Below are 16,851 nucleotides of genomic sequence, written 5' to 3'. Positions count from 1 at the left end.
TGTTCAGTGAAAAAAGATTTATCTCTCAAAGAGCAAATTGCTCAAATGATCGTTGTTCGCGCTTCTGGTTATTTATTTGACCATCAGATTCGCTATCCCGCTTGGGAAGCTTCTAATGCTCAGTTACAACAGTGGCTAGAAGAGTTTAACTTAGGTGGAGTTATTCTTTTGGGAGGTAGCAGCGTTGAACTGCAAAAGCGATCGCAACAGCTACAGGATTGGGCAAATATTCCCTTATTAATCGCAGCAGACATAGAAGAAGGTATCGGACAGCGTTTTCCTGGGGGTACTTGGTTTCCGCCACCAATGGCTTTGAGCGCGATCTATGAGCAAGATCCTTTGCAAGCACAGCAGTATGCTAACCAGATGGGAAAAATTACGGCGCAAGAGGCTTTAGCCGTAGGCATAAATTGGCTACTTGCACCTGTAGTAGATGTAAATAATAATCCTGATAATCCTGTAATTAATATTCGGGCTTTTGGCGATCGCCCTGAAGTGGTCAGCGTCTTAACTAATGCTTTTATAAAAGGTGCAAAATCGACTGCTATTTTAACTACTGCCAAGCACTTCCCAGGACACGGAGACACTTCTACCGATTCTCATTTAGACTTACCTTCTCTGGATCATTCCGAAAAGAGGTTAGAAGCTGTTGAACTACCCCCCTTTCAAAGCGCGATCGCAGCAGGAGTAGATAGCATGATGACGGCGCATCTTCTAATTCCAGCCTGGGATAAGCAAAAACCTGTTACGCTTTCGCCTGAAATCATTACCAATAAATTAAGAAAACAGTTGGGTTTTACTGGTTTAGTAGTTACGGATGCTCTAATTATGGGAGGAATAACTAAGTATGCGTCTCCCGAAGAGGTTGCTGTCATGGCAGTAGAAGCAGGAAATGATATTTTATTAATGCCTGATGATCCTGAAGTAGCGATCGCCTCGATCTACGATGCAGTTAAATCAGGACGCATCAATGAACAAAGAATTAATCAGTCTTGGGCGCGTATTTGGTCAGCCAAGCAAAAGGTAATTCAATCTAAGGCTGAAGCCTTAAAGTTATCTAGTAATGCAGCTAGAGCAATAGTTGATTCAATCTTGCAAGAGTCTTTACAAGCCAGAAATATTCCTCTAATAGTTGAAGATCAGCAAATTCACCGCAATCTCATTGTGGTTGATGATGTATTAAATACCCCATTCTTAGATATTCATACTCCTGCTATTGCTATTCCTCAGCAGCTTAACTATCAAAGACAGGTAGTAGATCACAATACTTTAAACTGCATCCTCTCAGATCGGCGACCTACTCTTTTACAAGTATTTATTCGAGGAAATCCTTTTCGAGGTAATGCTGGCTTGACCGCCAAGGCTAAACAAATTTATCAACAACTAATTGAAAGCGATTTAGTAAAGGGGATAATTATTTATGGCAGTCCTTACGTATTTGATTGGTTTAATTTAATCAATTCAGATTTGCCTTTAGTATTTAGTTATGGGCAGATGGAACAAGCTCAGGCGATCGCTTTAAAGACTTTATATAGTCTTGATTCTAAAGCTTTGCCATCTGACTTTCAAAAGAACTTTGGATTTTGATCTCCTCGAATAAATAAAAAATCCTAGGGATTCTTGATATTAAGAGAATTTTGTTATTTTCGATACAGCGAATAAATTATTTTTCTTTTAATTTTCAACTATTTTAGTTTATAGTTGAAGAGTAAGATTTTAAATTAACTCATAATTATTTCGGATAAGAATCATGTATATTACTACTGCATCCCCCTCTTCTTCTATTAGATATTCTATTGAAACCTTGAAAGATGAAGCGCGTCAGTTAATCGAAACAGGGGTAGTAAATCGTCAGCAATCTATCTACACTCTTTGCAAATACATTCCTGCCCGCGAATGGGGAGAATTAGAATGTGAATTAGAAAGATATGACTATTTATTGCGTGATTCTATTGGTGATTTGGTTTCCTATGACAATTGGGAAAGCGACTAAATATTTTGAGATTTAAATAATTGCTTATGGCAGATTGTCAGCTGTTGTTGAGAAAATGCGGATTAGTGACCGACGGTAGTTAAAATAATCTAGTCGTCTAATTCTGTTTTTCTACTGTGAGCAAGCAAAAGACCTGGAGCGATCGCTTTGAATCGGCATTAAATCCTGCGATCGCTATTTTTAATGCCAGCATCGGCTTTGATATTGAATTGATTGAGTACGATTTAACTGGCTCAGTTGCTCATGCTAAAATGCTTGCTAAAACAAAGATAATTACTGATAGCGAAGCACAGCAGTTAGTTTCTGGCTTAGAACAGATTCGCACTGAATACCAGCAGGGAAATTTCAATCCAGGGGTAGAAGCAGAAGATGTTCATTTTGCTGTAGAAAGGCGACTAACAGAAATTGTTGGCGACGTGGGTAAAAAGCTACATACGGCGCGATCGCGCAACGATCAGGTAGGCACAGATATTAGGCTATATTTGCGAGCCGAAATTAGAGAGATACAGCAGTATTTAAGGCAGTTTCAGGCAGCTTTATTAGCTCACAGCGAGCAGCACGTAGAAACCTTAATTCCAGGCTATACCCATTTACAAAGAGCGCAGCCGATTAGTTTGGCGCATCATCTCCTGGCATATTTTCAGATGACCCAACGAGACTGGGAGAGAATGGAAGATATTTATAAACGAACTAGTATATCTCCTCTTGGCTGTGGTGCATTAGCAGGAACAACTTTTCCCATTGACCGAGCATATACCGCCCAATTACTAGGATTCGATCGGGTCTACGAAAATAGCCTTGATGGAGTAAGCGATCGCGATTTTGCGATCGAGTTTCTCTGCGGGGCTAGTTTAATCATGGTGCATTTAAGTCGTTTAAGTGAAGAGATGATTCTTTGGGCATCTCAAGAATTTAGCTTTATCACTCTCAAAGATACTTGCGCTACGGGATCGAGCATCATGCCTCAGAAGAAAAATCCTGATATACCTGAGCTTGTACGGGGCAAAACAGGCAGGGTTTTTGGACATCTCCAGGCAATGCTGGTAATTATGAAAGGTTTACCTTTGGCTTATAACAAAGATTTACAAGAAGACAAAGAAGGAATTTTTGACGGGGTTAAAACCATCAAGGGTTGTTTAGAGGCGATGACTATTTTGTTAGAAGAGGGAATCGAATTTAAAACAGCCAGACTAGCAGAGGCCGTCGCTGAAGATTTTTCTAACGCTACTGATGTTGCCGATTATTTAGCATCTAAGGACGTTCCCTTTCGCGAAGCTTATAATTTGGTAGGGAAAGTGGTAAAAACCAGCCTAGCTGCTGGAAAACTGCTAAAAGATCTAACATTAGAAGAATGGCAACAACTGCATCCCGCTTTTGAAGCCGATATCTACGATGCGATCGCTCCTAAACAGGTAGTTTCTGCCCGTAATAGCTATGGTGGTACTGGTTTTGAGCAGGTTCATCAGGCGATCGCTAGAGCTAAATCTTTACTAGAAATTAAGGCTTAAAACTTGAATTTCGGCATTTAACCACTTAACCACCTAAATCTGACTAATTAATCCTATTTGACATTTTTTTTATGGGTCGTTTTTGGCGATTTTTTTCGACTGTACTTGGTATTATCTTCCGCCATCCCGTTACAGGTACAACCATTATCCCCGTGTTACCTGATGGTCGTATTGTCTTGATTCAGCGTAGTGATACTGGGCAGTGGGGGTTGCCTGGAGGCATGATTGACTGGGGAGAAGATATTCCTCATGCTGCTAGGCGAGAATTAAGGGAAGAAACAGGTTTAAAATTAACCAAAATCAAAAGTTTACGAGGTGTTTACTCAGATCCTCAGCGAGATCCTCGCTTACACTCAATTTCTATTTTATTAGAAGTAGAAGCGGTGGGGGAGCTTATCCCAGAGGATAAACTAGAAGTATTGCAGGTTAAAGCATTCACCAGAGATGAATTACCTCTTGGCAATCTTAGCCACGATCACGATCGGCAGTTAAAGGACTACTTTGAAGGCTCTGTGGCGATCGCCTAATTCCGTTTAAAAGATTCTATTTTATGGCGATTGTCTTGAATGTCAAATTATTGATGTGGTTTTTTAATTAAAGCGATCGATAAAAATCAACATGAATGCAGCACACATAAATACATATTTTCAAAAAGTTGTATGCTGGGCAAACTGAGAAGGAAACTCAACAAGTACTTGAACAGCAAAAAAGAATAAGTAAAAAAACTCTAAAATCTAGTGAACGTAAGCATCAACAACGAATTACTTTCCTCAGAAATTTGCGTAAAATTGTGACACACGAGGGGTCGGACAATGTTTTTAAAAGATGTCCGAACCGTTATAGAAGCAAAGCAACGCCAACAGTAGAAAAGAGAGTCTATTTGCAGACCCTCTTTTTTGGTTGTAACAATTAGCTGCGATTGACGCTAATTATTTATTCATGTTCATCTTTTCTTTTTTCATATTGTCCTGCGCACCTTCTTGCATATTCATTTCCCCTTCTTTCATATTGTCCTGCGCACCTTCTTGCATATTCATTTCCCCTTCTTTCATATTGTCCTGCGCACCTTCTTGCATATTCATTTCTCCTTCTTTCATATTGTCCTGCATACCCTCTTTCATATTCATCTCTCCTTTAGGTTTTCCACCTGTTAAGCACTCTTGAGTTCTGAGGGTTGCTGCTGCTGCGTAATCTCTGGCTGCTGGGGTATCAGGTTGGAAAGCATTACCCATTTCTTGATAAGCTGAAGCTACTCCGCAATAGGCTGACATAGTTTGAATATTTTGACTAGCCCAATGATTGGCGGTGTCAGAAAAAGCCTTGGGTTGCTGAGTAGGTTTTAATTCTGCTGGTTTACCTTCCTTGGTATTAGCAAACTTAGCTAGATTTTGTAACACTACAACTAACTCGGCTCTAGTTACAGGTTGTTCTGGTTTAAATGAACCATCAGGATAACCTTTAACAACATCGTTTTCTTTAGCCCATTGAATTTTAGCAGCACTCCAGCGAGAAGAATCAACATCAGCATAAGGCTGAGTAGGAACAGAAGGAAGGGAAGCAAGCTGTACGCTTTTAACTGTTCCTAATGCACCATAAGCCATTGACACTAATTGTTCTCTGGTTAAAGATTCTGTAGGACGGAAAGTTTTGTCTTTGTAACCAGCTATAAATCCCAGGGCGACAGCTTGTTCAATCTCTTTTTTGTAGATATCGTTGGCAATATCGCTAAAGTTAGCACTGGGTTGGGGAATCGTACCACCTGCTGCTGCGATCGCCTGCGAATCGCCACTAAGCAAAAAAGATCCTAAAACTTTTCCTTGATATACTTTTTTGGTTAATTCCCAACCTGGATTTAACTGAATTTTGGCATATTCTCCCTTGGGAGGTTTACCAAAGGTCTGACCTACCACTAGTTTAGAACGATCTTGGTAACTGTTAGCAACTAGTTGAAGTTCGTTCCCTTTAGGAACAACGTCTAGCCGATAGTCTAGTCCATTATCCTGCCCATCTAGACTTACTGAATAGCCATTACTATCTGTAGAACGAAGACAGCTATTTGTAAAGTCAAAAGTCGTCCAGAGTGGATCGATAATTGTTGGTTGAGAACCTTTTTCAGCAAAACACTGTTTTTTACCAGGAATTTGCTGCACTATTGTTAAACTATAGCCAACTTGCCCTGCGGGAACTGCCACCGCTACTACTTGCTCTGCTGGTATAGGTGTTGAAGTAAACTGTGCCAAAGCAGCAGGTAAAGGACTTGTTAGCGCGATCGCACTCAAGAAAACTGCTGCTAACTTTAACTTTTTTGATAATTTCATAGTATCTCTAGAAAAAATGCTGTATCGATTTAGATTAAAGCTCAAAATTACGATTTCGTCCTCTTTTAATTAGTAATTGTTTCGTATTAAGTGTTACAAAAAAAGGGATGAAAGACGAGGGATGAAGAAATAACTTTTTCTACTCTAAAACAGCGATAGCTAAAGAACAGACAACTATAGGTGCAGTAACGGCGCGGAGAATGCGATCGCCTAAAGATACAGGTTGAAAACCAACAGCGATCGCTTTTTCTACCTCTGCTTCTGTCCAACCACCTTCGCAGCCTGTGGCAATAACTATTTCTGGCTGAGTTCTAGCTTGCAAAGAGTTCCAGAGAGTCGGTGTATCTCCTCGCGCCACGCAAATATATTTGTCTTGGTTAGCTGAAAGGCGATTAATTGCTAAAGTAAACTTTTCAGGCTCAAAAACATTCGGAACAATTTGTCTTTCAGACTGTTCTGCTGCTTCGATGGCAATTTTGCGCCAGCGTTGAACTTTATTGAGACTAGGTTTGAGAATAGTGCGATCGCTAATTACAGGCATAAAATTGCTTACGCCTAATTCTGTACAGCAGCGCACCACCTGTTCATAACCGCTTCCTTTGGGTAAAGCAGTAATGAGAGTTAGAGATACAGACAGTTCTGTTTTGATAGCAACTGGTTCTATAATCTCTGCTGATTGAGCCGTAATTTCTGCCAACCAAGAATTACCAGCACCATCGAGGGCAATAAAGCGATCGCCATTCCCTAACCGCAATACTCGCAATAAATAGTGTTGCTGTTGAGCATCTAAAGTTATTTTATGCTCTTGTATTTGTTGAGATCTAACTACTAAACGATAAGTCAATTATTAACAGTCCTTTTTATAACATCAAAACGCTTCGACTTAGATTCAGATCGCTCTGAAAATGCGATCGCCAACAGAGATAATTATGATACTAATTTGCTTTGCGTTCAGAGCTTTTAGAGAATTTCTATTTGTAGATGCGGTTAATCTCTTGCTTCCACTCCCTTATTGAAATCCGTAGTTTTGCTTCTTCAGGGGCGATCGCTTACAGCGAGTAATTTCATAAAGATACAAATTATATTGGTGGGATAGGGTTTTAAAAAATTGCTAATTTAAGCTAATTTAGAATAGTGGAAAACTTGTTGTCGAATATTAGAATTGTGCTGGTTGAACCTGCGGGAGAGTTAAACCTGGGTTCAGTTGCCAGAATTATGAAAAACATGGGTCTGACTAAACTGGTGTTGGTTAATCCTCAATGCGATCGCCATTCTGAAGACGCAAGAAGAATGGCGGTACACGCGGTAGATATCTTAGAAAATGCGATCGTTGTAGATAGTTTGCCCGTTGCCTTGACTGGTTGCCAAAGAGCGATCGCCACTACCGTCCGTTCCCGTAGTGTACCAATTAAGCTAGAACCTGCCCCTACAGTACTTCCTTGGCTACTGACACCTAACGTACAGTCTGCCTTACTCTTTGGTGCAGAAGAAAGAGGCTTAAGTAACGATGAACTAAAATATGCCCAAAGGTTTATTTCTATTCCGTCTAATCCTGATTATCCTTCCCTAAACTTAGCTCAAGCAGTAGCCATTTGTAGTTATGAACTGTATCAGACTTGGTTAAAGCTCAGTCATAGCCCTGAAGAAGCAACGTTTGCCGACCAACCTCAAGCTATACCCGAATTAACTCCCAACCATGCACCAATAGATGTACTAGAAGGTTATTATCAACATCTTGAATCAGTACTGTTAAAAATTGGCTACCTGCATCCCCACACCGTTCCTGTGAAAATGGAAAAATTTCGTCGTTTGTATAATAAAGCCAATTTGCAACCAGAAGAGGTAGCAATGCTTAGGGGTATTTTGCGTCAGGTTCGTTGGGCAATTAAAAATCAATCTGAATAATTTGTATTCATGGCAATTAATTTCTGAGGCTCATTAATCACACCAATATTGACATACTCTATACATCTAAAAATCAGTAATTCTATCAGTGTAATTTGCGAGAGAAACATTACATACTATTCATGACCGCAGATTATTATCTCGTTTATCATTCAAAGTGCGGAATATCTAGCTATAAGAGTTAGGATTAAGCAAAATTGAAAAAATGGTGAGCCATGATGTTAACTATTTTTGGCTGATGAATTCCAAGTATTTAGTTAATACACGAGAACTGATATGAACCCCGCATAATCTGGCTAAAGTTATTTTGTAGTTGTCTCCCAAGGAGTTAAGAGTGAATCGCAAAGGCAAAAAGTCTCCTCTTGCCAGAGTAAAAGCCAGCAAATCTAACCTGAAACAACCAGAAAAATCAGTCAAACTTCCAAAGCAAATAAAGCCGAAAGCTAAAGGAGTTGCTGCCAAAAATCCCCGACTCAGAAATAACTTAGAAGCTTCAAAAAATAAACTTTCGTCTAATAGCCCTGGCAAAAATAAACGCTTTCAGCAGCAAAAATCGCGATCGCCTTTGTGGCTAGCTGTTTATGCAGTAGCGATCGCCGTCGGACTGAGTACAATCTTGGGAACAACTATTTCCTTAGCCAATTCTTTCAAGGATTCTGTTGCTGTCAACAACTCTCCTACCGCCAGCAAAGTATCAGCAAATTCTCAAAACAAAGCTAAGTTAGAAAATTTATTTGCGATCGCTTCTTTAGGCAAAGAAATAAATCCTCTTAAGCTCAAGCTAGAGAATTTGGTACAACAATATCCTGAGTTAGAACCTGAATTTTTTTTAGTCGATCTTGATACCAAAGGATTTGTCAGTATTGAGGGGGACAAGAGCATTTCTTCAGCCAGTACGATTAAGCTGCCCATTGTAGTTGCTTTTTTGCAAGATGTTGACCAAGGAAAAATTGGCTTAGATGAACAGTTAACCATGACCAAAGATGTAATTGGCGATGGCTCTGGGAATATGCGCTATGAAAAGCCTGGTAGTAAGTTTTCGGCTTTAGAAACTGTTACTAAGATGATGACTATTAGTGATAATACCGCCACAAATATGCTTATCAAACGTTTGGGAGGAATGGAAGCATTAAACCAGCGATTTGCCAAAATGAAATTGACCCAAACCAGATTACGTAACCCACTGCCAGATTTAGCAGGGACTAACACTACTTCAGCAGAAGACTTGGGTAATTTATTAGCCAAAATAGATAGTGGTGATTTGCTTTCATTAAGAGCGCGCGATCGCTTGTTACACATTATGGGCAACATAGTAAACGATAGTTTACTACCTCAAGGTCTAGAACCAGAAGCACTTATTGCTCACAAAACAGGAGACATTAAATCGGTATTAGCTGATGTAGGTATGATTGATATGCCCAACGGCAAACGTTATATTGCCTCTATATTCGTCAAACGACCTGATAATTCTTCTCAGGCACTAGAGTTAATTCAAGAAGTGTCTCGCCAAACTTATCAGTATTTTCAGCATCCTTAAAATCGCTTCGCGGTCAGCTTTAAGTTTTAAGCACAGTAGTTAACCAAAATCTCAATTAAAATTTCGTCTGCTCTTTAGCCTCCAACAGTCATCGAGCCAATCAATTAGTTCACTACGAGATGCCGTTGACTGTTTTACTACGCAGTAAAGTTGCGCGATCGCACCTGGATTATCGAGTTCTACTTCCAAAGGTTGATTGGTTGAACACCTACAGGGAATTTCTAGCTGCTGTAAACGATGATATATGCTCCATCGTTCCGTATTCTTGATGCCGACAAGATGAATAATTGGTTGATTGATGGGACTCGATTTCATGTTTTTGCTTAAAGAAAAATTTTTTATATTTGGTTTTTAGCAGATGCCAGCTTTAACAAAGCAGTTGTAAACTCTAAGTATTTATACAAATGCGCTAGAAGCTTATCTTTCTCAAATCCAATATACATATTAATGCTAATAACTTGCAATAGTTGTGATTTATCTCACTCGTAATGAAGTTCACAATCACTTTTGTTTACTGTTTATTAAAAACCCGTATTATTCTTCAAAGCCATATATCACTACACTTTGAAGAAGAATAGTTTGCATTCTATAAGATATAAGTCTTATGGCAATTTTTTTATCTGAAATTGATCACGATAATTTAGCAAGTTTAAATTTGCAATAAGCTTTTCATGCTAAATTGAGATTATCAATAAAACTTACCTTAATGAGAGAGCAAGAGTATGTCTACTACCACAGGTTTATTACGTCCGTTTGGTCACGTAGAAGACAATCCAGTATTACTAGATAAAAGCGTCACTACGCCAGTATGTGAAGGTTTTAATGCTGTGTTGTCTAGTTTCCAAGGCTTATATTTGCAATATCAAAAGCATCATTTTGTGGTAGAAGGTTCGGAATATTATTCACTACATGAGTTTTTTAACGAAAGCTATGAAGAAGTACAGGGACACGTTCATGACATTGGCGAAAGACAAAATGGTTTAGGTGGAATTCCTGCGGCTAGCTTTGCTAAATTAGCTGAACTATGTTGCTTTGAGCAAGAAGAAGACGGTGTTTTTGGCGAACGTCAGATGGTAGAACACGATCTCTCAGCAGAACAAGAAATTATCAAACTCCTACGTCAGCAAGCATCACAAGCAGAAAGTTTAGGCGATCGCGCTACTCGCTACCTGTACGAGCAGATTTTACTTAAAACTGAAGAAAGAGCTTATCATTTACAACACTTCTTAGTTCACGATAGTTTGACCCTGGCTTTTGTTGGTAATAGTGCCAATGGTTCTAATTAACAAACCGATAACCAGTCTCTTCTGAACCAATCAGTTCAGAAGAGATACGCGATTGCCATTCTACATTCTGCCAGAATTTAATTATTTTTCTGCCCGTATATTCGGGAAAGAAGTAATGGAAGAAGTGATGTCCCCAAGGACTTATCCGCAGTACATCACCATCTTTTAAGTAATCTGACCATCTTTGCAGTGCAGAGAAATCGACAATTCCATCATTCTCACTACCGCAGATCATCATGGGCATTGATACTCCTCCAGATTTGATTCTATCCATTTGATATAGGGAGTGAGCAGTAGGCGCAGTGTATAGATCTTGTTGGAGAATTTCAATTAAATTTAATACATTTGTTCGATCTTGATGACCAAACATCATTTGAACCATACGTGCCAAAAGCATTTCTTGACTGCACGGTAACAGTTTCCGCATCTGATAATAATGTGATTGCCAGTCAATTGCAGGAGAGCAGCCTACTCCCAGCAAAGTCAAAGATTTTACTCGGTGAGGATATCTACGAGCGTAAAGTAATCCTAATAAGCCTCCTGTTCCATGACCGACTAGATTGATTAGTTCAGATTTAGACTTAAGATAGTCGTGAAGTAGAGTTAGAGCAATATCTAAACTACTCGCTTCGTCAAGCGTCTGATGGTATTCCCAGTAAGCTATAGGAACTTGTTGAGATAAATAACGGACAATTCGACCATCAAAACGTTTGAAACTAGGATTAGCATTAATCCAAACTGGTGCCGTTGCAGGAGATATCTTCATTTTAAGTGGGTTGATTTACGCTTAAATAGGGAATACTTGGGTATTTTTCTGATGTCAATACACTGGTTTTTACAACCATTACATATACTGCGCTGATTATCATAGAGGAAGTCTCGGCAGCCAATTGCGGACTCAGACATGGCAATGCTTGGATTGACCGTACATTTGAGTCTGTAGTCTCGGGTAAAGTAGACACATTTATCGCAGGGTATTTGATGGAGGCGTTTGAGATAACTGACAGCCTGTTTAATGATGGTGAGCGATCGCCAGCATAAGAAAGTAAAAATTAATGTCCAAACACTAAAACATAAGACTAGATGCAGCATAAGTAGGTGATTCTAGTAATATATAGAAAGAAAAGGGAAAAGCAACAGACAATACGCCTCTTGAATTGCTTCGGTTTTGCCTGTAGTTGAACCGTAAAATAGACCAATTTTAGCCATGATTTATTCCTGTTGATTGATTGAATAGTTTGTAGAACGTATAAGGCAGCTTGGGCTATGTTTGCCCCCAGCAATTTACCTGATAAATCTTTTAAACGAGCATTGACTCTTTGCTAAGGAATATCTGCATAATTATTAACTCCTTGAGAGTTTTCCATGATGGCGGTCACAATTGAAACCTCCTTGTTTGACTATTGATTTTAATTATCAATAAGTCCAATAATCACCATACAGGTAAATTGAGATTATTGACAACTATTTTCTTTTGTTTTTAATAAATCGCCTGTACAAAATAATTTTTAGCGAAAGTCTTATTATTCTGAAACGGTTTGTATATATTCTCTTTTGTAGATTTTTATCTGGCTTAAACTAATTGATACAAAAGATTAAAGATAAATGGGCGGTTGTTTAAATAATCGCTTTTTGTTAAGTTTTGTTAGCATTTACCTATAATTATTCTCAATAATGCCGAATTGGAGCGTTACTAGTTATTATTTTCAATAAGCTAGTAACAAGTTTTACAAAATTAATTAAGAGGTTTCGTTTTGCAAACAGACGATAAACCGCAAGTTAAATATGATTGGTGAGCGGTGAATGAGTGCCGTCTTTGCGAGAAGTAAGGCGCACTTCCGCAACTGATGCCCTGAGTTAAAGAACCCAAGCGCTATTCCACTCTGGCGGTGAAGGTTTCCCTTCAGCGATCGCACGTTATCTAGGGCAAATTGCCGTTATAGCTAAATCCTATGCCCGCCTATGCCCGAATGGGCTGGCAAAATCTGATTAATTTTGGTATTCTTCCTTTAGAGTTTGCCAATCCTCAAGACTACGATCGCTTTGCTGCGGATGACCGATTAGAATTTGTCGGACTACACGCAGCACTAAAAGAAGGCAAAGACATTCGAGTTAAAAACGAGAATAGCGATCGCATTTATACTTTGACATATACCCTAAGCTCGCGTAAGAGGGCAATTATTCTAGCTGGGGGATTAATTAACTTCTACAAATCACAAAAACAGCCTACTGCGGTATAAACATGGAACAATTTTGTGGCTTTTTAGTCCAGAGCTTGGCAGCATTAATTCCCGTAGTAGATCCGATTGGATTAGTACCAATTTTTTTGTCATTGACGGTTGGTACACCCTTCAAATTAAGAAAAAAGTATGCTCGTCAAACGGCTATCTATGCAGTTTGCTTATTAATCTTTTTTTTGTTAGTTGGTGGCAATATTTTACGCTTTTTTGGTATTTCCTTAGAAATAGTAAAAATTGCTGGCGGGATCATTGTATTTAAAGCTGGATGGCAAACCCTCAACTCCGAACCTAAACTTAAGCCAACAGCAGCTAAAAATTCAACAACTTATGAAGAAAACTATGAGGATATTTCATTTATCCCCATGACCATTCCCCTATCAGCAGGTCCAGGCTCAATCGCCATAACTTTGGGGTTAGCAGCCGAGGCGGGTCACAGCTTTGATTGGCAAACGGGAATTAACCTGCTAGCTGTTGGCTTGGCGATTATTATTGTTGGTGCTTTACTCTATTTGTGCTTGCGCTTTAGCAATTTGCTGCTATTAGCTCTCAAAGAGACAGGAATAAAAGCTCTAAGCCGTTTGTTGGGTTTATTTATTTTAGCAGTTGGGGTTAAGTTGATCCTCAATGGTTTAGCTGATTGGGTAGCTAATATCGTCTTGAATGCGGCTAGTTAAAGGTACAAATTTAAGCAGATAAAGATTTGGATTGGATGGATCGTTACTTTGATATTTTCGTTTCTCTATGATGTATGAACATGACTTAAACATAGAGAATTGGCGCTGCTGAATAGCAATGGTAATTACTTTACAATCGAAGTACCAGCTTTGATGAAGAAAGAATTGGAAACCAAAGATAATTGGCAAGAATTTGTCCGAGTTGCGATCGCTGAGAAACTTAATAGCATAAACATGACTACCAATACATCAAAAACTCAATGGCAATATTTAGAACCCCGCCCTCATCCTTGGCGACAACAACTTTATATCAAAGGAAAAAGAATTAAAGCATCTGTTATCTATTCGGACATGATTGTTAATGACGATACTCCTTCTGAGGCATTAGAAAACTGGGATTTGCCACTAGCTGCAATCGAAGAAGTTATTGAATACTGTCAGAGCCATCAAGAACTACTAGAACAAGAAGCAGCTAAAGAACGTCGTATTGTGCTTGAGGGAGTTACTATTGAGCCTTCGATTACTTATCGATGAGGATTCTCAAGCTAAACCTTTAGTTAGCCTATTGAGGAAAGTTGGTCATGATGTGGAAACAGCAAACGAAGCTGGTTTGTCGGGAAAAGAAGATTTTCTAGTTTTAAACTATGCCAGAATAGGAAACCGTGTACTGCTTACCCAAAATTGCGATGACTTTGAAGCTCTTCATCAATAAAACTTAGAGCATCCAGGTATTTTAGCTGTCTATCAAAATAATAATCGCTCCAAAGATATTAGTCGCCAAGAGCTAGTTAAAGCGATCGCCAATATTGAAAGAGCAGGAATCGCCTTAGCCAATCAATTTATCTCTCTCAATCAGTGGAATTATTAAATCAAAATTACCAGACCTTTATACTCTATTTAAAGGTCTGGTAATAGTTAATAAATAGTAGTAAATATCGTCATCAAATATCTAGTCATCCTCACAATTTCTTCAAACTTTATTACTACTCTTAAGCCATAAAATAAATTGGAATATCCTCTGACAAAACAACAATTAAATCGAGATTTCTTAGCTGAATAATTAATTAAAGAGGTAAAAGATATGAAGATTTTTATATGGATAAAAGATACAACTCAATATCTTTGGGATGGAGTTTCAAGACTCTTTAAACCTACAGACGACGATTATCCAAAATCAGGGGTGCAGCCTTTTAGCGGAGATCCTGGCGAGGACTAAGAGAAGTATTTCTAAAATTTTAGTTATTGCAGAAAGGAGTAAAAATTTATCGTTTATGTCCTAGCCAGTAGAAATGGAAAAACCCTGCTGGCTTTTTTCTAGTTTAATATCAATTTTAAAACTGTGTAATTTTTATTGAATTAAAAGTATAAATAACAGCGAGAATTAATTTTAGGCGATCGCCATACAATATTAAATGTCGCGGCATAAATAAGCAAAAGACATAAATTAATTTGATAATATTTTCCTTCACAACTTCCTCAAGTTTTATTTGTAATATATTTTGTTATGAAGACTATAAATTATAAATCTCAATTACAACTAACGCTTTTTATAAGTTTTAATAGTTGATTTGAAGGTTCTAATTTTTATGTACAGCTAATAGTTAACTCTTGTTGGTGGTGTTTCTTGAGTTGACTGTTAAATAAGCAAAAAGGAACAAAACGATTATGAAAGCTACACAATTACTTCGACAATATCGTTATGGCATATTAGATTTTAAGGGTGCAAATTTACATTCTGTTCATCTTGAAGCTGCCGACCTAACACGAATTAACTTAACTCAAGCAGATCTTAGTGATTCGGACCTCAGTGATACTGATTTAAGCGGTGCTTGTTTAGAACAGGCTAATTTGACTAACGCTAATTTGACTAACGCTAGCTTAATAGGGGCAAATTTATCAGAAGTAAATCTAATTGGTGCAGATTTAGAAAATGCCGATCTCAGAGGCGCGGATTTGAGTGGTGCTGACTTACGCTGCGCTAATCTACACCGTGCTAATTTATGCAGTGCTAATTTGACTGATGTGGATCTTGGTGGCGCAGATTTAAGCGGTGCAGATTTGACTGAAGCAAAACTAGCTGGTACAGATATTTCTGTAGCGGAAACCAAGAACGCAATTATAGAACATATAAATTGGGGTGGAAGTGAAAGAAAGCAAGAAAATACTTCTCACCATTGGGTTAGTTGGTCAGGATAGAATGAAGTCAAAATTTAGTTAGGGGGGCGAACAACCGTTCGCCCGTACAGAAGTCAAAAGTGATGATTTTGGTTGAACAATGTTTAGATGACATTGTTCAGTTTTTCTTGCCAATTGGCTTGAGATGTATCTATTTCTATTACGTGGGCTTGTTCTGCTGGGGAGAAATCTTCTGCTTTTGCTTGCTGATTGGTAATCAAGTCGGCGGTGGCATCGGAGATATCATTTTGACGTTGGTTTAAGCGATCGCGCAACACAGATACAGGTGCGCTACAGTGGATTATTTTCCAAGATATATTATTATTCTGGGCTTGGGTAATCACAGACTGACGCAGACTAAGGCTATCGTATTTGGCATCGAGAATTACCATGTATCCTTGCTGTGCCAGAATAATTGCCAATTCCTTAAGGCGAGCGTAAGTTTTTTGAGTCATCTCTTGAGAGTAAATATTATCTGTGCCAGACTCTTCTGGAGATATCCCTGCTAAATGTTTGCGAACAGCATCGGAGCGAATCTGAAGCGCGGAAACGCCGAACTTGTTTTGACTTGTTCCACGCGCTTGTTGAATTGCACCTTTCTTTCTAGCAATGTATTGAGCCACTGTACTTTTACCCGACCCTGATAAGCCAGACACCAAAATTATACTGCCTAATCTACTATGAGTATATTGGTAAGCCTGTCGATAATAATCACTAGCAGCTTTTCTAGCCTCTTGTTTATCTGTTTCAGCGACTTGAGGATCGTCTAGCAAAAAAGAATTTACCTTAGCTCTAACATAAGCCTGTCTACTTAAATAGAGTGGCAATATAAGTAACCCTTCCCAGTCCCCTGTATATTCGAGATAGCTATTCACAAAAGCGTTGGCGAACTCTGGTTTTTTACGCGCTTCTAAGTCCATGATGGTAAACGCAATATCGTACATCGTGTCAACGAAACGGAAAGATTCGTTAAATTCAAGGCGATCGAATAGTTGAATCTTGTCTTTCCATAGACAAATATTTTTGAGATGCAAGTCACCGTGGCATTCTTTTATTTTGCCTCGATCGACCATAGCCTGGAATAAATCTTGTCGTTCGGCAAGAAAGCGATGCGACCCCCTAAAGGGTTCGACAGTTCCTACAACGGAGGGAACCTCCGCAACGGACTGTCTCACCGCGTCGCCGTCAGAGCGGGTGGAAACGCTCCCGTTTAGG

18 protein-coding genes and 1 pseudogene are annotated in these 16,851 nt (G+C 38.9%); 13 read left to right on the top strand and 6 right to left on the bottom strand.

The window, feature by feature from the left end:
- The first annotated feature begins 6 nt into the window (after positions 1–6).
- The 4 genes from SLP02_RS14850 to SLP02_RS14835 all read left to right on the top strand — a co-directional run bounded on the left by SLP02_RS14850 (position 7) and on the right by SLP02_RS14835 (position 4,028).
- On the top strand, positions 7–1,587 hold the full coding sequence (locus tag SLP02_RS14850) for a glycoside hydrolase family 3 N-terminal domain-containing protein (protein WP_319421456.1): 1,581 nt from the start codon (positions 7–9) through the stop codon (positions 1,585–1,587).
- A 163-nt stretch (positions 1,588–1,750) separates the two neighbouring features.
- Positions 1,751–1,993 carry a DUF4327 family protein gene (locus tag SLP02_RS14845; protein ID WP_319421454.1) on the top strand — a complete coding sequence of 81 codons (243 nt, stop codon included), beginning with the start codon at positions 1,751–1,753 and terminating at the stop codon, positions 1,991–1,993.
- A 116-nt stretch (positions 1,994–2,109) separates the two neighbouring features.
- Positions 2,110–3,501 carry an argininosuccinate lyase gene (gene argH, locus SLP02_RS14840; RefSeq protein WP_319421453.1) on the top strand — a complete coding sequence of 464 codons (1,392 nt, stop codon included), beginning with the start codon at positions 2,110–2,112 and terminating at the stop codon, positions 3,499–3,501.
- 71 nt (positions 3,502–3,572) lie between these two features.
- The gene (locus SLP02_RS14835; RefSeq protein ID WP_319421452.1) at positions 3,573–4,028 is read left to right on the top strand and encodes an NUDIX hydrolase; all 456 of its coding nucleotides are present in this window, start codon (positions 3,573–3,575) and stop codon (positions 4,026–4,028) included.
- A gap of 402 nt (positions 4,029–4,430) precedes the next feature.
- Here SLP02_RS14835 and SLP02_RS14830 read toward each other — a convergent pair whose 3' ends face one another.
- Together SLP02_RS14830 and SLP02_RS14825 are read right to left on the bottom strand one after the other, a co-directional pair.
- Positions 4,431–5,819 (bottom strand): DUF3747 domain-containing protein, encoded by a 1,389-nt coding sequence (locus SLP02_RS14830; RefSeq protein ID WP_319421451.1) that lies wholly within the window; start codon positions 5,817–5,819, stop codon positions 4,431–4,433.
- A gap of 139 nt (positions 5,820–5,958) precedes the next feature.
- Positions 5,959–6,663 (bottom strand): 16S rRNA (uracil(1498)-N(3))-methyltransferase, encoded by a 705-nt coding sequence (locus SLP02_RS14825; RefSeq protein ID WP_319421450.1) that lies wholly within the window; start codon positions 6,661–6,663, stop codon positions 5,959–5,961.
- A gap of 302 nt (positions 6,664–6,965) precedes the next feature.
- Here SLP02_RS14825 and SLP02_RS14820 point away from each other — a divergent pair, with 302 nt between their 5' ends.
- Positions 6,966–7,724 carry an RNA methyltransferase gene (locus tag SLP02_RS14820; protein ID WP_319421449.1) on the top strand — a complete coding sequence of 253 codons (759 nt, stop codon included), beginning with the start codon at positions 6,966–6,968 and terminating at the stop codon, positions 7,722–7,724.
- Positions 7,725–8,058: 334 nt separating this feature from the next.
- The gene (locus tag SLP02_RS14815; protein ID WP_319421448.1) at positions 8,059–9,261 is read left to right on the top strand and encodes a serine hydrolase; all 1,203 of its coding nucleotides are present in this window, start codon (positions 8,059–8,061) and stop codon (positions 9,259–9,261) included.
- A 51-nt stretch (positions 9,262–9,312) separates the two neighbouring features.
- Here SLP02_RS14815 and SLP02_RS14810 read toward each other — a convergent pair whose 3' ends face one another.
- Positions 9,313–9,576: an Asr1405/Asl0597 family protein gene (locus SLP02_RS14810; RefSeq protein WP_319421447.1), complete on the bottom strand. Its 264-nt coding sequence runs from the start codon at positions 9,574–9,576 to the stop codon at positions 9,313–9,315.
- 407 nt (positions 9,577–9,983) lie between these two features.
- On the opposite strand from SLP02_RS14810, the gene SLP02_RS14805 reads away from it, so the two are divergent.
- Positions 9,984–10,547 carry a DNA starvation/stress protection protein DpsA gene (locus SLP02_RS14805; RefSeq protein ID WP_319421445.1) on the top strand — a complete coding sequence of 188 codons (564 nt, stop codon included), beginning with the start codon at positions 9,984–9,986 and terminating at the stop codon, positions 10,545–10,547.
- On the opposite strand, the gene SLP02_RS14800 is transcribed toward SLP02_RS14805, so the two are convergent.
- Together SLP02_RS14800 and SLP02_RS14795 are read right to left on the bottom strand one after the other, a co-directional pair.
- The gene (locus tag SLP02_RS14800) at positions 10,540–11,313 is read right to left on the bottom strand and encodes an alpha/beta fold hydrolase (protein WP_319421443.1); all 774 of its coding nucleotides are present in this window, start codon (positions 11,311–11,313) and stop codon (positions 10,540–10,542) included. The genes SLP02_RS14805 and SLP02_RS14800 overlap by 8 nt on opposite strands.
- On the bottom strand, positions 11,310–11,639 hold the full coding sequence (locus tag SLP02_RS14795) for a hypothetical protein (protein ID WP_319421442.1): 330 nt from the start codon (positions 11,637–11,639) through the stop codon (positions 11,310–11,312). Before SLP02_RS14795 ends, SLP02_RS14800 begins: the two co-directional genes overlap by 4 nt.
- A gap of 860 nt (positions 11,640–12,499) precedes the next feature.
- Between SLP02_RS14795 and SLP02_RS14790 the strand changes: the two genes are divergently transcribed.
- The 6 genes and pseudogenes from SLP02_RS14790 to SLP02_RS14765 all read left to right on the top strand — a co-directional run bounded on the left by SLP02_RS14790 (position 12,500) and on the right by SLP02_RS14765 (position 15,657).
- Positions 12,500–12,787 (top strand): hypothetical protein, encoded by a 288-nt coding sequence (locus SLP02_RS14790; RefSeq protein WP_319421440.1) that lies wholly within the window; start codon positions 12,500–12,502, stop codon positions 12,785–12,787.
- 2 nt (positions 12,788–12,789) lie between these two features.
- Positions 12,790–13,461 carry a MarC family protein gene (locus SLP02_RS14785; protein WP_319421439.1) on the top strand — a complete coding sequence of 224 codons (672 nt, stop codon included), beginning with the start codon at positions 12,790–12,792 and terminating at the stop codon, positions 13,459–13,461.
- Between the two features lie 234 nt (positions 13,462–13,695).
- Positions 13,696–13,995, top strand: coding sequence for a hypothetical protein (locus tag SLP02_RS14780; protein WP_413467383.1), 300 nt, complete (start codon positions 13,696–13,698; stop codon positions 13,993–13,995).
- Positions 13,970–14,329 (top strand): annotated as a pseudogene (locus tag SLP02_RS26705) (DUF5615 family PIN-like protein). The gene SLP02_RS14780 and the pseudogene SLP02_RS26705 overlap by 26 nt, the downstream one beginning before the upstream one ends.
- 213 nt (positions 14,330–14,542) lie before the next feature.
- Complete coding sequence (locus SLP02_RS14770) at positions 14,543–14,677, top strand: isochorismate synthase (protein ID WP_319421435.1); 135 nt, start codon at positions 14,543–14,545, stop codon at positions 14,675–14,677.
- A 449-nt stretch (positions 14,678–15,126) separates the two neighbouring features.
- On the top strand, positions 15,127–15,657 hold the full coding sequence (locus tag SLP02_RS14765; protein WP_319421434.1) for a pentapeptide repeat-containing protein: 531 nt from the start codon (positions 15,127–15,129) through the stop codon (positions 15,655–15,657).
- Positions 15,658–15,740: 83 nt separating this feature from the next.
- On the opposite strand, the gene SLP02_RS14760 is transcribed toward SLP02_RS14765, so the two are convergent.
- Positions 15,741–16,811 (bottom strand): bifunctional aminoglycoside phosphotransferase/ATP-binding protein, encoded by a 1,071-nt coding sequence (locus tag SLP02_RS14760; protein WP_319421433.1) that lies wholly within the window; start codon positions 16,809–16,811, stop codon positions 15,741–15,743.
- Positions 16,812–16,851 lie beyond the last annotated feature (40 nt).

Source organism: Pleurocapsa sp. FMAR1 (assembly GCF_963665995.1).
GTDB lineage: Bacteria > Cyanobacteriota > Cyanobacteriia > Cyanobacteriales > Xenococcaceae > Waterburya.
Note: the sequence above shows the minus strand (reverse complement) of the source record. Positions and strands in the feature narration are given on the sequence as shown.

Bases quoted from the DNA above. Each gene is read 5' to 3' on its own strand.
- SLP02_RS14810 (WP_319421447.1), bottom strand. From the start codon at position 9,576: ATGAAATCGAGTCCCATCAATCAACCAATTATTCATCTTGTCGGCATC.
- SLP02_RS14780 (WP_413467383.1), top strand. From the start codon at position 13,696: ATGACTACCAATACATCAAAAACTCAATGGCAATATTTAGAACCCCGC.
- SLP02_RS14800 (WP_319421443.1), bottom strand. From the start codon at position 11,313: ATGAAGATATCTCCTGCAACGGCACCAGTTTGGATTAATGCTAATCCT.
- SLP02_RS14785 (WP_319421439.1), top strand. From the start codon at position 12,790: ATGGAACAATTTTGTGGCTTTTTAGTCCAGAGCTTGGCAGCATTAATT.
- SLP02_RS14765 (WP_319421434.1), top strand. From the start codon at position 15,127: ATGAAAGCTACACAATTACTTCGACAATATCGTTATGGCATATTAGAT.
- SLP02_RS14845 (WP_319421454.1), top strand. From the start codon at position 1,751: ATGTATATTACTACTGCATCCCCCTCTTCTTCTATTAGATATTCTATT.
- SLP02_RS14830 (WP_319421451.1), bottom strand. From the start codon at position 5,819: ATGAAATTATCAAAAAAGTTAAAGTTAGCAGCAGTTTTCTTGAGTGCG.
- SLP02_RS14795 (WP_319421442.1), bottom strand. From the start codon at position 11,639: ATGCTGCATCTAGTCTTATGTTTTAGTGTTTGGACATTAATTTTTACT.
- SLP02_RS14790 (WP_319421440.1), top strand. From the start codon at position 12,500: ATGCCCGCCTATGCCCGAATGGGCTGGCAAAATCTGATTAATTTTGGT.
- SLP02_RS14835 (WP_319421452.1), top strand. From the start codon at position 3,573: ATGGGTCGTTTTTGGCGATTTTTTTCGACTGTACTTGGTATTATCTTC.
- SLP02_RS14770 (WP_319421435.1), top strand. From the start codon at position 14,543: ATGAAGATTTTTATATGGATAAAAGATACAACTCAATATCTTTGGGAT.
- SLP02_RS14805 (WP_319421445.1), top strand. From the start codon at position 9,984: ATGTCTACTACCACAGGTTTATTACGTCCGTTTGGTCACGTAGAAGAC.